The sequence below is a fragment of the Nonomuraea sp. NPDC003201 genome (assembly GCF_053590415.1).
This window is the reverse complement of the sequence record NZ_JBSFTC010000140.1, coordinates 16,027-28,437: the sequence shown is the minus strand read 5'-3', so window position 1 is coordinate 28,437 and position 12,411 is coordinate 16,027. Positions and strand designations below refer to the sequence as shown.

General features: G+C 70.1%; 12 protein-coding genes and 1 pseudogene. 2 read left to right on the top strand and 11 right to left on the bottom strand.

Annotation, left to right across the window (positions count from 1 at the left end; translation table 11 throughout):
• Positions 1-422, bottom strand: a pseudogene (locus tag ACWDX9_RS36070) (helix-turn-helix transcriptional regulator); the annotation flags it as partial.
• Positions 423-724: 302 nt separating this feature from the next.
• Positions 725-1,453: a LysR family substrate-binding domain-containing protein gene (locus tag ACWDX9_RS36065; RefSeq protein ID WP_449962099.1), complete on the bottom strand. Its 729-nt coding sequence runs from the start codon at positions 1,451-1,453 to the stop codon at positions 725-727.
• A 55-nt stretch (positions 1,454-1,508) separates the two neighbouring features.
• On the opposite strand from ACWDX9_RS36065, the gene ACWDX9_RS36060 reads away from it, so the two are divergent.
• Positions 1,509-1,889: a DUF5997 family protein gene (locus tag ACWDX9_RS36060; RefSeq protein WP_449962097.1), complete on the top strand. Its 381-nt coding sequence runs from the start codon at positions 1,509-1,511 to the stop codon at positions 1,887-1,889.
• A 149-nt stretch (positions 1,890-2,038) separates the two neighbouring features.
• On the opposite strand, the gene ACWDX9_RS36055 is transcribed toward ACWDX9_RS36060, so the two are convergent.
• From ACWDX9_RS36055 to ACWDX9_RS36015, 9 genes are all read right to left on the bottom strand, one after another.
• Positions 2,039-2,278, bottom strand: coding sequence for a hypothetical protein (locus ACWDX9_RS36055; RefSeq protein ID WP_449962095.1), 240 nt, complete (start codon positions 2,276-2,278; stop codon positions 2,039-2,041).
• Positions 2,279-2,413: 135 nt separating this feature from the next.
• Positions 2,414-3,412 carry a hydroxyacid dehydrogenase gene (locus ACWDX9_RS36050; RefSeq protein ID WP_449962092.1) on the bottom strand — a complete coding sequence of 333 codons (999 nt, stop codon included), beginning with the start codon at positions 3,410-3,412 and terminating at the stop codon, positions 2,414-2,416.
• Positions 3,409-4,326, bottom strand: a complete 918-nt coding sequence (locus ACWDX9_RS36045) for a carbohydrate ABC transporter permease (protein WP_449962089.1) — start codon at positions 4,324-4,326, stop codon at positions 3,409-3,411. The genes ACWDX9_RS36050 and ACWDX9_RS36045 overlap by 4 nt, the downstream gene beginning before the upstream one ends.
• Positions 4,323-5,219, bottom strand: coding sequence for a carbohydrate ABC transporter permease (locus tag ACWDX9_RS36040; protein ID WP_397364968.1), 897 nt, complete (start codon positions 5,217-5,219; stop codon positions 4,323-4,325). The genes ACWDX9_RS36045 and ACWDX9_RS36040 overlap by 4 nt, the downstream gene beginning before the upstream one ends.
• Before the next feature lie 29 nt (positions 5,220-5,248).
• Complete coding sequence (locus tag ACWDX9_RS36035; protein WP_449962086.1) at positions 5,249-6,562, bottom strand: ABC transporter substrate-binding protein; 1,314 nt, start codon at positions 6,560-6,562, stop codon at positions 5,249-5,251.
• Between the two features lie 133 nt (positions 6,563-6,695).
• On the bottom strand, positions 6,696-7,790 hold the full coding sequence (locus tag ACWDX9_RS36030) for a substrate-binding domain-containing protein (RefSeq protein WP_449962084.1): 1,095 nt from the start codon (positions 7,788-7,790) through the stop codon (positions 6,696-6,698).
• Positions 7,791-7,885: 95 nt separating this feature from the next.
• Entirely contained in the window at positions 7,886-8,971 is a 1,086-nt protein-coding gene (locus tag ACWDX9_RS36025; RefSeq protein WP_449962081.1) for a LacI family DNA-binding transcriptional regulator, read from the bottom strand.
• A gap of 30 nt (positions 8,972-9,001) precedes the next feature.
• Positions 9,002-9,862, bottom strand: coding sequence for a PfkB family carbohydrate kinase (locus tag ACWDX9_RS36020; RefSeq protein WP_449962078.1), 861 nt, complete (start codon positions 9,860-9,862; stop codon positions 9,002-9,004).
• A gap of 7 nt (positions 9,863-9,869) precedes the next feature.
• Positions 9,870-10,871: an SIS domain-containing protein gene (locus ACWDX9_RS36015; RefSeq protein WP_449962075.1), complete on the bottom strand. Its 1,002-nt coding sequence runs from the start codon at positions 10,869-10,871 to the stop codon at positions 9,870-9,872.
• 221 nt (positions 10,872-11,092) lie between these two features.
• On the opposite strand from ACWDX9_RS36015, the gene ACWDX9_RS36010 reads away from it, so the two are divergent.
• On the top strand, positions 11,093-12,406 hold the full coding sequence (locus tag ACWDX9_RS36010) for an ABC transporter substrate-binding protein (protein WP_449962072.1): 1,314 nt from the start codon (positions 11,093-11,095) through the stop codon (positions 12,404-12,406).
• Positions 12,407-12,411 lie beyond the last annotated feature (5 nt).

Below are 12,411 nucleotides of genomic sequence, written 5' to 3'. Positions count from 1 at the left end.
CAGGCCGCCGCCACCGCCGCGTACCCACCTCTGGTACGGGCGTGCTCCGCGCTGCGTTCCAGCGCCGCGGCGGTCTCCTCGTCGGGCCCCGTCGCCGCGGCGGACAGGTGCCAGGCCCAGCGGTCCACGTCGCCAGGACGTCCGGCCAAGGTCTGCGCCAAGGCACGGTGGATCGCCAGCCGCCGTACCAGGGAGGCGACATGGTAGGCGGCGGCGCGTACAAGCGGATGCCGGAAGCGGATGCGGCCGTCGCCGACGTGGATCAGGCCCGCGACTTCGGCCGCGTCGACGTCCGCCAGGTCGGCGCCGAGTTCCCGTACCGCTCCCAGAACGACGTCGAGGGCGCCGGTGTCGTCCGCTACGGCCACCAGCAGGACGGTCTGCGCCCCCTCGGGCAGCCGCGTGATGCGGTCGCGAAACATCCGATGAACGCGCCCGGGCGCAGGGCGGGAGCCGCTGCCGATGGCCCGGATGGGTGACTCGCCGGCGCATTGCGCCCGGGTGAGGAGCGTCGGCAGCACCGGGAGCTTGACGTGCCCGCACGCTCGGGGAGCCCCTCCACCGCTTCAGGAATGGAGCGTGTCCCCCGATGGTCGCGAGCGGTCGTCATCGAGTCGAACACGTCGGCCACGGCGATCGCACGGGCGATCTGAGAAATCTTCTCGACCATCAGCCCCAAGGCCCGTTTCCTATCGTGGAAACGGGGTCTCGTGACTGATGCAGGTCACCGGGGCCGGTGGCCCTTCCTTTTGCGGTCGGTCGGCATTGCCCGACGATCGGAGCGGTTCTTTGCGGGTATTTGTGCCTGCCGCCGTGCCGGTTTCTCCGCAGGGGCGGCGGCAGGGGTACGGCCCCGCGAGCTGTTGACCGTCCGGCCGCGCACGATGCCGATGAAGTCCTCCACCAGGTCGGTGGTCGCGTCCGTGGGCCAGGCCAGCGCGACCTGGGACTGCGGCGCTTCCAGCACCGGCCGGTAAGTGAGATCCCTGCGGTGAAAGAGGCGTGCCAGCGACTGTGGAACCAGGAGAAGCCCGGCGCCGGCCGCTACCAGCTCGATCGCCTCCGCCGTCGTGGCCGGGCGGGTGAACGCGGGCTGCCCGGGCCGGACCGTCCACTCGATGGTGTCGTCCAGAGGATGGAGCACCTCGTCGTCGGCCAGGTCGGCGATGGTCACCTCGTCGGCGGCGGCCACCGCGTGGTCCTTGGGCACCACGACCACCGTGGTCTCCACGTAGAGCGGGATCACGCTGAGCCCGTCCCGGTCGACCGGCAACCTGACGAATCCGGCGTCGGCGCCGCCGTCCCGAAGGAGACCCACCACCTCGGCCACGGGAACCGCGGCCAGGTTGAGCGGCACGTCGGGCAGCCTCTCGGACCAGATGTTGACCCATTTCGCGGGTGTCACCCCGGGCACGTACGCCAGCCGGAACGCCTTGGTCTCCCCATCAGTCACGTCCTCAGGGTATCGATGTCATGGAAACCCGTTCCGACTGACTACTCTTGACGTCATGACCTCGCCCAAATCGAAGAGCATCCAGACGATGAAGCCCGAGACCGCGGCCAAGAAGCTGGGTGTCCTCCTCTCGGCCACTCCCGCCGAGTTCCAGGCGGGTGTCGTCTCCAGGGACGAGCTGAACGAGTTGCAGGCGACGCCACCCGCCTGGCTCACTGACCTGCGCCGCAACGGCCCGCACCCCAGGCAGGTCGTCGCCGCGAAGCTCGGGATCTCCAATTCCGGCCTGATCAGGGCCGGGATCACCGAACCGCTCACCACCGCTGAGATCGATGCGCTGAAGGCGGAGAACCCGGCGTGGCTGGAGCACGAGCGGTCCGTCCAGGCCGAGGCCCGCAAAGAAGCACTCCGCCTCAAGCAACGGCAGGACGGCTGAGGTTCTGAGGCTGGGGTGATGCGGTTCGCGCCCGGCCAGGCGCGGGCGGCTCGTGGTGATCTTCGGCTGGGTCCTGCTCGTTCACCTGCATGTTCGAGACCTGCTGCGGAAGCGCGAGAAGAGCGGGGGTGGACGTCACGGGCGGATCTTCACCTCGCCGGTGAAGGTACGCCGCCGGTCAGGTGACCGGTGACGGAACCGGTGTAGCCGGTCAGCGCCGTCGCGGCGAGCTTGCCGTCGGGGACCGCGCGGACCGTACTCAGGAGGATCCCGTGGGACCCGCTCCCGAAACGACCGGATGAGCCGCGCCAGCGCAGGTCTACGTCGAGCCGGTCCTTCCGGAGCGAAAGCCGGGCCTGGAGCGGGGAGCCGGTGGTCAGGTACGGCACCGGCGGCGGGGCCGTACCGGCGCCCAGGGAGTGGAGCCGAAGTCGAACTTGAGTCTGAGGGCCGGGTCGAGAGGGGCCGCCACGGCGGGGGTTGCCCGGAAAGCGCCTGCCAAGGCCTCGATCGGCTGAGGAGTTTCACGCCGAGCGGCCGATCGTGTCGGCGCGGACGGCATGCGCGAACGGCAGGCCCCGCGTGTACCGTTCCAGCTCGTCGAGCGCCGAGTGGCCCAGGCGGCGCAGCTCGCCGCCCACCGAGCCGGCGACGTGCGGGGTGAGCAGGACGTTCGGCAGGTCGTAGAGCGGCGAGTCCGCCGGGAGGATCTCGGGCTCGGTGACGTCGAGCACGGCGTCGATCCGGCCCGAGACCAGTTCCTTGGTGAGCGCCTCCATGTCCACCAGCGAGCCGCGCGCGGTGTTGATGAGCGTGGCGCCGTCGGAGAGCAGTCCCAGGCGCCGCGCGTCCAGCAGGTGCCGGGTCTCCGGCAGCGCCGGGGCGTGCACGGAGACGACGTCGGAGGCGGCCAGCAGCTCGTCGAGCCCGACCGGCCGGGCGCCGAGCGCGGCCGCCGCGGTCTCGTCGAGGTACGGGTCGTTGATCAGGAGCTCGAGGTCGAACGGGCGGAGCAGGTCGAGCACCCGGCGGCCGATGTGAGAGGCCCCGATGATCCCGACGGTCCTGCGGTAGTTGCCCAGCGAGGGGAAGTGCGCGGCCCAGTCGAGGGCCCGGCGCTGCGTGCGGTAGAGGTCGCGGATGCCGAGGACGCGTTTGCCGGCGAACAGGATCGCGGCGACGGTGTACTCGGCCACGGGGAGCGCGTTGGTGGCGGCGCCCGACGAGACGGCTATGCCGCGTTCCCAGCAGGCGTCGGTGATCAGGCTCTTGACCGTGCCCGCCACGTGGACGACGGCCCGCAGCCCGGGTGCCCGCCGCAGCACGGAGGCGTCGACGGGCGGGCAGCCCCAGCAGGTGACGAGGACCTCGGCCGCGGCCAGCTCCGGCACGTCCGCGAAGTCGCTGACGACCAGGCCGGGGTCGACGTCCACCAGCCGGGTGAGCCGGTCGAGCTCGTCCGGCCCGAACAGGTCGTGCTTGAATCGCGGCTCCATGGCGAGCAGCGCGCGGGGAAGGGTCACTTGACGGCTCCAGCGGTCATGCCCGCTCTCCAGTATCGCTGCAGCACCACGAAGGCGATGACCAGCGGCACGACCGCCACCAGCGAACCGGTGATGGCGAGCAGGTAGTCCTCCGGATGGCCCTGGTTCAGCGACGTGGTCTGCCAGGTGTACAGACCCAGGTTGAGCGGGTAAAGGTGTTGGTCGGTCAGCATCACGAGCGGCAGGAAGAAGCTGTTCCAGATGCCGGTGAACTGGAAGAGGAAGATGGTGACGAAGGCCGTGCGGAGCATCGGGAAGCCGATGCTGAGGAAGGTCCGCAGGTCACCGGCGCCGTCGACGCGGGTCGCCTCGATCACCTCGTCGGGCACGTACGCGGCGCTGAACACCCTGGCGAGGTAGACCCCGAAGGGGAAGACCAGGCTCGGGAGGAAGACGCCCCAGAAGGTGTTCACGATGCCGGTCTTGGACGCCAGCAGGTAGATCGGCAGGGCCATCGCGCTGGCCGGCACGAGCACGCCGAGGAGGATCAGCCCGAAGATCTTCTCCTTGAACGGGAACGAGAGCTTGTCGAAGGCGTACCCCGCCGCCACGCACAGGGTCGTGGCGATGAGGGCGCCGCCCACGGCATAGAGGGCGGTGTTGCCGAGCCACCGCAGGTAGATGCCGTCACCCGCGCTGAACAGGTGCGCCAGGTTGGCACCGAGGTCGAAGGTCCGCCCGAAGGCGAAGCCGCTGGTGCCGAACAGGTCACGCATGTTCTTCGTGGCCGCCATGAGCAGCCACAGCAGCGGCATCACCGTGTATAGCACGGCGATGACGAGGACGCCGTTGACGGCCGCACGCGAGAGCAGACGCGGCATCGGGCGGGAGCCGGGCTTCCTGCGCCGCCTTGAGGCGCGAACCGGCGGTGCGGGCGTCGCGGTCAACGTCATGGCTGCACCCTCCGCGCCGAGAACCGGGTCACGATGAAGGACAGGACCCCGCCGAGCAGGGCGATCAGGATCGAGGCGGACGCGGCCAGGCCGTAGTCGTGGTTGTCGAAGGCCGCGCGCATCGCGTACATGTTCGGGCTCCAGGCGCTGCCGATCTCGGTCGACGCCCGGTAGATCACCTTCGGCTCGGTGAAGAGCTGCAGGGCGCCGATGACGGTGAAGAGCACGTTGAGCGCGATCGCCGGGCGGATGAGCGGGACCTTGATCCGCAGTGCGATCCGCAGCCCGCTCGCCCCGTCGACCGTCCCCGCCTCCAGGACGTCCCTCGGGACGGCCTGGAGGGCGGCGTAGAGGATGACCATGTTGTACCCGACCCACTCCCAGGTGGAGATGTTGACCACCGAGAGCAGGGCGTGGTCGGCCGACAGGAAGCTCCACTTCACGCCGGCCGACTCGAGCACGTCGATCACCGGGCTGAGCCCGGGCGTGTACAGGTACACCCAGATGATCGCGGCGATGAGCCCCGGTACGGCGTGCGGCAGGAAGAGGCCGAGCTGGAAGAAGCGTTTCGCCCGGGCCATGGCCGAGTCGAGGAGCAGCGCGAGCAGGAGCGCGCCCCCGATCATCACCGGGATGTACAGCAGGACGTAGGTCGCGATGACCAGGAAACTGTCCCGGAACGCCGCGTCGCCGAGCGCCCTGGCGTAGTTGCCGAGGCCGACGAAGAAGGTCTCGACGCCGCCGAAGCCGAGGCCGGAGCTGCGCTCGGTGAACAGGCTGAGCCACCCCGCGTACACCAGCGGCGCGACGGAGAAGGCGAGGAACAGCAGGAGGAACGGGCCGACGAGCAGGGCGGCGGTGCGCCCCTGCCCGCGGGCCGGACGGGTCGCCACGGCATCTCCTTGAAGGGGGGAAGTGGGCACTACTGGGCGACGCTCAGGCCGCGGTTCTTGAAGTCCGCCACCGTGGCCTGCTGGGCGCTCGTGAGCACGTCGGCCAGCTTCACCTCGCCGCCGGCGACCTTGCCGAGCGAGTCGGAGATCGCCGTCCCGGTCACGCCGGCGCTCGGCCCCCATGTCCAGCCGGCCGGGATCGACTCGTACGCCTTGGAGACGACGGAGAAGATGTCCTGGCCCCCGAAGAAGTCGGTCTTGAAGGCGCCGGTGGCCGGCAGCAGGGCCGGCGCGGCCGGGAGCATGCTGCTGGTGCCGCTGGACAGCCAGGCCTTCATGCCCTCGGGATCCGTGGTGATCCACTTGATGAACTCGAGTGCCTGCTCAGGGTGCTTGGCGCCCTTGGGGACGGTGAAGGCCGAGCCGCCCAGCATCGCGGAGGCCGGCCGGCCGTCCCAGCTCGGCACCGCCGCGATGGCCCACTTGCCCTTCTGGTCGGGAACGGTGGACTGCAGGGCCCCCGCGCACCAGTTCGCGCAGATGTAGGAGACGACCTGGCCCTTCTGCACCGCCTGGAAGAAGGCGTCGTCGCTCGTCGAGTTGTACGTGCCGACCAGCCCCTTCAGGACCAGGTCGTTCCAGTACGCGGCCATCTTCTTGGACGGCTCGTCGTCGATGGAGACCTTCCACGACTGGCCCTCGGTGCCGTACCACCGGCCGCCGGCCTGCCAGGAGAGCGCGGCCAGCACGCCGGCGTCGGCGGTCGCGAAGATCCCGCCGCGCGCCTTCGCGTCGGCCTTCTTCACGTCCGCGAGCAGCTTCGTGTAGTCGTCCCAGCTCTTCGGCAGCTCCAGCTTGTGCTTGTCGTAGAAGTCCTTGCGGTAGAAGAACATCAGCGGGGCGACGTCGCGAGGGATGCCCCAGGTCTTGCCTCCGAGGTTCACCAGTTGCTGGACCTGGGCGGGGAAGGTCTTGGCGACCACCGGGCCCGCGGTCTCGGTGAGGTCCTCCAGCTCGCCCTGGCTGACCACGTCGGGCAGCTGGTTGTACTCGACGATGGCCACGTCGGGAACGTTGCCGGCCTTCACCGAGCTGGCGAGCTTGGTGTAGTAGTCGCCGCCGCTCGGCACGTTCTCCCACTTGACCTGGAAGTCCTTGTGGGTCTTGTTGAAGGCGGCGGTGACGACGTCGGATGCCTTGACGAAGGAGCGGAAGGTGATGACGTCCGCCCCCGGCTTCGCGTCGGAGGCACCCGGATCCGTGCCCCCGCAGGCGGCCAGTGCCGACAGCGAGACGACAGCGCCCGCGAGCAGGGCGGTGATCCGCAGGCATCGAGGCTTCATATGCACCGTCCAGGGAGGGAAGTGAAGATTGGTGCAATCATTTTGTTTCGAATGAAGCCTGTCAATGCATCCTGGAGCGGCGATCAGTTACGATCACGTCACAAGCAGGAAAAACGAAAGAAAACGAAAGTGCCTACGCCTGCGTCGCGCCGCACGACGCCCGGATCCGCAGGCTCGGCCGCAGCAGCAGGCCGCACAGCGGTCTGCCCGGATCGTCCAGCCGATCGACGAGCATCCGCACGGCCGCGGCTCCCACCTCCTCCTTGGGCGGCGACACGGCGGTCAGGGGGATGTCGGCGAGGGAGGCGACCTCGTCGTCGTAGGTCACGATCGCCAGATCCCCGGGTATCGAGACGCCGCGGCCACGAAGGCGCCTGACCAGGGAAAGGGCGTCCATGTCGTTGTGCACGAGCGCGGCGCGCACGCCCTCCTCCCTGAAGGCGTCCAGGACGTCGTCGACGTGCTCGTCCATCCCCGCCGGTGCGCCCACGGCGGCCCGCGGGAACATGCGCACGGGCCCCTCCCGCAGGCCGAGAGTGCGCTGGGCGAGCTCGTGTCCCTCGCGGATCCACGGGGTGGTCCTGCTCTCGCAGGCGAGCAGCGCCACCCGCTCGTGTCCCAGCCGGGCGAGATGGCACGTGGCCAGATAGGCGCCGTACGCGTGATCGGTCGCCACCTGCTCCACCGCCGGCATCGACCAGCCCGCCTTCCGCTCGACCAGCACCACGGGCAGGTCGAGCTCGTTCACCCACTGCTCCGTGGCGAGCGAGAGCGTGGGGTTATCACTCGGCGTCAGCAGCAGGCCGTCCACGCCGGACGACAGCAGCTGCGCCACCTGGCGGCGGTCCTCCTTCAGGTCGTAGCGGGAGACCGCGAGGCTGATCCGCACGCCGAGCTCGCGCGCCGCCGCCTGCGCCCCCCTGATCACCGCCGGGAAGTAGTACGCGGTCTGCGGCACGAGCATGCCGAGCACGTACGGCTCGCGCCGCGCACGCTCGCCGTCCTGCTCGCTGGCGGCCGGCTCCGCCCTCTCCGGCGCCGGTGCGTCCGGAACCGACACGGCCCCGCCGTGCACCCGGACGAGCAGCCCCCGCCCGGCCAGCTCCCGCACGTCGTGCCGGATGGTGACGGCCGAGACGCCGAGCCTGGCGGCCAGCTCGGCGACCTTGACCGAGCCCTTGCGGCCCAGCTCCTGCAAGATCGCCCCGTGTCGCTCCTCGGCCAGCACGTGGGGCTCCTTCCGGCTCCGCGGATTTTCCTGCGTCATCGTACCGCTGACATTCGCTTTCGAAATCGATCGATTGCGTTTCCAGCGTGGGACGATCATTCCGGGGGTGAGGCCACCGAGGCGCGTTGGATGAGCTCGGAGCGGAGGGTGTGCATGGTGCGGGCCGGCTCGGCGCCGCCCAGGATGTCGAGGAGGACCTCGGCCGCCTTGGCGCCGAGCTGGTGCACCGGCTGGGCGATCATCGTCAGGGGCGGGTCCATGACCGCCGCCCACGCGCTGTCGTCGAACCCGATCAGCGCCACGTCGTCCGGGTAGGACAGCCCCGCCCGGCGCAGGGCGCGCAGGGAGCCGGTCATGCCGTCCGTCTCCGTGCAGAACACGGCGGTGACCCGGTCGGGGAGGGCGAGCATGCGGCCGACCTCCCCCACCACCCGCGCCTCCGTCTTGGGCCCGACCATCACCAGCTCCGGATCGAACGGGATGTGCGCGTCGTCGAGCGCGTCGAGGTAGCCCCGCAACCGCTCGCCGTCGGTCCACAGGTTGCGCGAGGCCGCCGCCAGCAGCTCGCGCCTGGTCGACGGCGGCCGCGCCACCGGCGGCCCCCACACGAACCCGACGCGGCGGTGACCGGCCGCGATCAGCACCTCGACCGCCTCGCGGGCCGCGTCGCGGTTGTCGATGACGACCGCGTCGAGGTCGAGAGCGGCCACCGCGCGGTCGACGAGCACGACGGGGATGCCCCGGTCCATGGCCGCCCTGATGTGGGCGACCTGGTCGCGGTCGAGCGCGGCCGAGGCGACGACGACGCCGTCGACCCGCTTGTCGATGAGCACGTTGGTTGCCGCGATCTCCTCCTGCAGGTTCTCGTACGTGCTCAGCACGATCACGTCGAACCCCCGCGCCCGCGCGCTGTCGGAGATCCCCCGCAGCAGCCCCGCGAAGAACGGGTTGCCGATGTCGGCCACGATCACGCCCAGGGTGTGGCTCACGCCCGTCGACATGCTGCGCGCGAGCGCGTTGGCGCGGTAGCCGAGCTTCTCGGCCGCCGCGAGCACCCGCGCGCGCAGCTCCGGGCTGACGTATCCGTAGCCGCCGAGCGTACGGGCCGCCGTGGCGCGGCCCACGCCGGCCTCGGCCGCGACCTCGGAGATCGTCGGCCCCTGGCCACGGTCAGCTGGCATGGATCCCGTCCCCCGTTCCTGATCGGCCCATCACATCGTAGTCAGCCGGCCGCGGCCGAAGGCGCCCTCGACGAAGCACTGGTCGCGGGCCGATTCCGCCCCCAGGGCCAGCGCCCGGGCGATCGGGCCGAGCCCCGGCCGGGCCTCGGAGGTCCAGCCGTCCCGCAGCAGCGAGACGGCGAACCCGGCGAGGAAGGCGTCGCCGCAGCCCATCGTGTCGACGATGCCGTCGGCGCGCCGGGCGGGAGCGCTCACCAGGGCGTGGCCGTCGTGGGCGATGGCGCCGTCCACGCCGCGGGTGCCGACCGCGAGCCGGGCGCCCCGCCGTACCGCCTCGGCCAGGAGGTCGCCGGTGGCGGCCGCGTCGAGGTCGGAGCAGGACAGCAGCACGAGGTCGGCGTGCGGGCAGACCCGGTCGAGGTAGGCGGGGCTGCGGTACTCCTCCTCGCTGGACAGGTCGAAGCTGACCAGCGTGCGGAGCCCGGCCAGCTTCGGCAGCTCGGGCTCGCTGCGGGAGTAGACGCTCGAATGCACGAGGTCGAAGCCGCCTGCGTAGCCGAGCAAGCCGTCGTCGAGCACGAGAGGCTCGCGTACGGTGACGCCGCCGCCGTTCCAGCCGAGGAAGACGCGGTCGCCGTCGTCGACCCGCAGGTGCGAGACGCCGCTCTCGCCTTCCCGAACGACGCAGGCGTCGATCGAGACCCCCTCCGCGGCGATCGACTCCCGCAGGAAGCCGCCGAGCGAGTCGTCGCCGAAGACGCCCAGGTAGGCCGACTCGAGGCCGAGGCGGCGGGCGTAGACGGCGACGTTGACGCTGTTGCCGCCGGGGTAGTCGACGCCGCGGTCGATGAACCGGTCGACGATGTTGTCGCCGAAGCCGAGCACTCGCATGCGGGCCTCAGTAGTCCATGACCCGGTAGTAGCGGCGCAGGTCGAGGGAGTGGTCCCGGACCCGCTCGAGGTGCTTGCTGACGCGGCTCAGCACGGTGTCGAGCACGAGCGGCGCGAGCAGGCCGCGGAACTCGGGGCTGATCCCGGTGAGCGGGTAGTCGCGGGTGTCGAAGACGGTGACGTCCTTGGAGACGCGCCGGGCGAACGCCTCGGCGCGGTCGGTGAGCGGCCGAGTCTCGTCCTCGCCCTGGAAGATGATCACGCTGGTGTCCTCCTCGATCAGCTCCAGCGAGCCGTGGAAGAACTCCGCGCTGTGCACCCTGGTCGTGCGCAGCCACTGCATCTCCTCGAGGATGCACATGGAGTAGAGGTACGTGAAGCCCCAGAGATTCCCGCCGCCGACGAGGAAGTGGTAGCCGCTGTCCTTGTGGGCCTCGGCGAACGCGGCGGCCACCGGCTCGGCCTGCCTGGCGACCTCGACGAGGATCCCCGGGACGCCCTCGAACTCGGCGGCGAACCTCTCGTACCCGTCGAACTCGCCCCGGCGCGCGAGCAGCCGGGTCATGAACAGCAGCAGCTGCATGTCGAAGGGCCAGGTCTTGGGCTGCGAGACGAGCGCCGCGTCCACCTTCGTGGCCACGGGCGAGTCGGGGTGGCCGGTGAAGGAGACCGTGAAGGCGCCCTTGGACCTGCAGTACTCGATCGCGCGGACGGTGTCGTCGGTCGTTCCGGAGACCGAGGTGAAGATCGCCACGGTGTCCTCGCCCAGGCGGGCGTCACCGGAGACGATCAGCTCGGCGGCGATCGCGGCGCGCACGTCGAGCGTCGAGCTGCGCCGGGCCAGGTGCTCGTACGGCCACATCTGGCCGTAGGTGCCGCCGGCGCCGACGAGGAGCACGTGCTTGAACCCCTCGTCCACGAGCCGGTCGACCAGCTCCTCGATCCGCGGGCGCAGGCCCACCGCGCTCGTCACCTGGGAGAGAAATTCCGGCTCGTTGAACCCGAGCATCTTCGCATCCTTTCCGGGGAAATGTTGCGCGCCGACCTGATACCGGTATCACGCGGCAGTCACGTTGGCACAAGGAGCCGAGATCCGTCAAACAACGCCACTTCAACGCGCCGATACAAGGCCATATAGAAAAGATCTTGATGCTGGGTCTGGTACCGGTATCAGACGAGCTGTAAGGTCGGCCAACACCAAAGGCGTTCCTGAAAGAGAAAGGATGCCCAATGCGCCCTCGCGCACTGCCGACGTTCGCGGCACTCCTCGGGACACTCACGCTGGCCGCCTGCTCGGGCGGCAAGCCCGCGCAGGCCCCGGCGGCCGACGCCGCCGCCACGCCGGAGTTCTCCGGCACGCTGAGCATCCTCACCAAGTTCGCCGGCGACCCGACAGGCCCCTACTTCGAGAACCTCGCGGCCGAGTACCGGAAGAAGCACCCGCAGGTGAAGATCGAGCTGATCCAGGAGACCGACCAGAGCGTCAAGGACAAGCTCAAGACGCTCACGGCCTCGGACGCGCTGCCCGACGTCTACTTCACCTGGACCGGCAACTGGGCGGACAACTACATCCGCGGCGGACGCGCCGCCGACCTCACCAAGGTGATCGGCCCGGACACGGAGTGGGGCAAGACGTTCAGCCCCGGCTCGCTGGCCGCCTTCGCCCGCGACGGCAAGAACTACGGGATCCCGCTGTACGGCAACGGCAAGTTCATGGGCTACAGCAAGAGCGCCTTCGCCAAGGCCGGGGTCGAGGTGCCGAAGACGTTCGAGGATCTCGTCGCCGCCTGCGGCCCGCTGCGCAAAGCCGGGTACGAGCCCGTCGCCTTCGGCAACAAGGACGGCTGGCCCGCCCTGCACTACCTGCAGCAGCTGTTCGCCTACAACGTGCCGGACGCCGTGCTCCAGGCCGACTTCGTCCCGGCCACCGCCAAGCTGGACAATCCGGGCTACGTCACCGCGCTCAACCAGTTCAAGACGCTGGTCGACCAGTGCACCGACACGAAGAGCGGCACGAACGGCGTGCTCTACTCCTCGGCGCAGGAGGCCTTCGCCAACGGCAAGGCCGCCATGTACTACCAGGAGATCCTGGAGTTCGACAACGCGACGTCGGACAAGCTCAAGCCCGCGGACTTCGGCATCTTCCAGCTCCCGGTCCCGGGCGACCACCCCGGCGACCCGGCGGTGCTGGAGGGCTCGCCCGAGGGATACCTGGTCAACGCCAAGTCGCCCAGGATCGCCCTGGCCGTCGACTTCATGAAGTTCGCCACGAGCGCGCAGAGCGCGAAGACGCTGTCCGCGCCTCCGTACGGGCAGCCCAGCACGGTCGTCGGCGCGGTCACGCCGGAGACCTCCAGCAAGGCCGTCTACGAGGGCGTCCAGCTGGTCAACAAGGCGCCGAAGCTGGCCATCTGGCTCGACATGGTCACCGTGCCCGAGGTGGCGGACGCGTGGCTGGCCGGCGGCGAGGCGATCGTCAGCGGTGGCAAGACCGCCGAGCAGGTGCTCGAAAGCGTGCGCCAGGCCTCGGCCGAAGCCAAGTAGGGAGT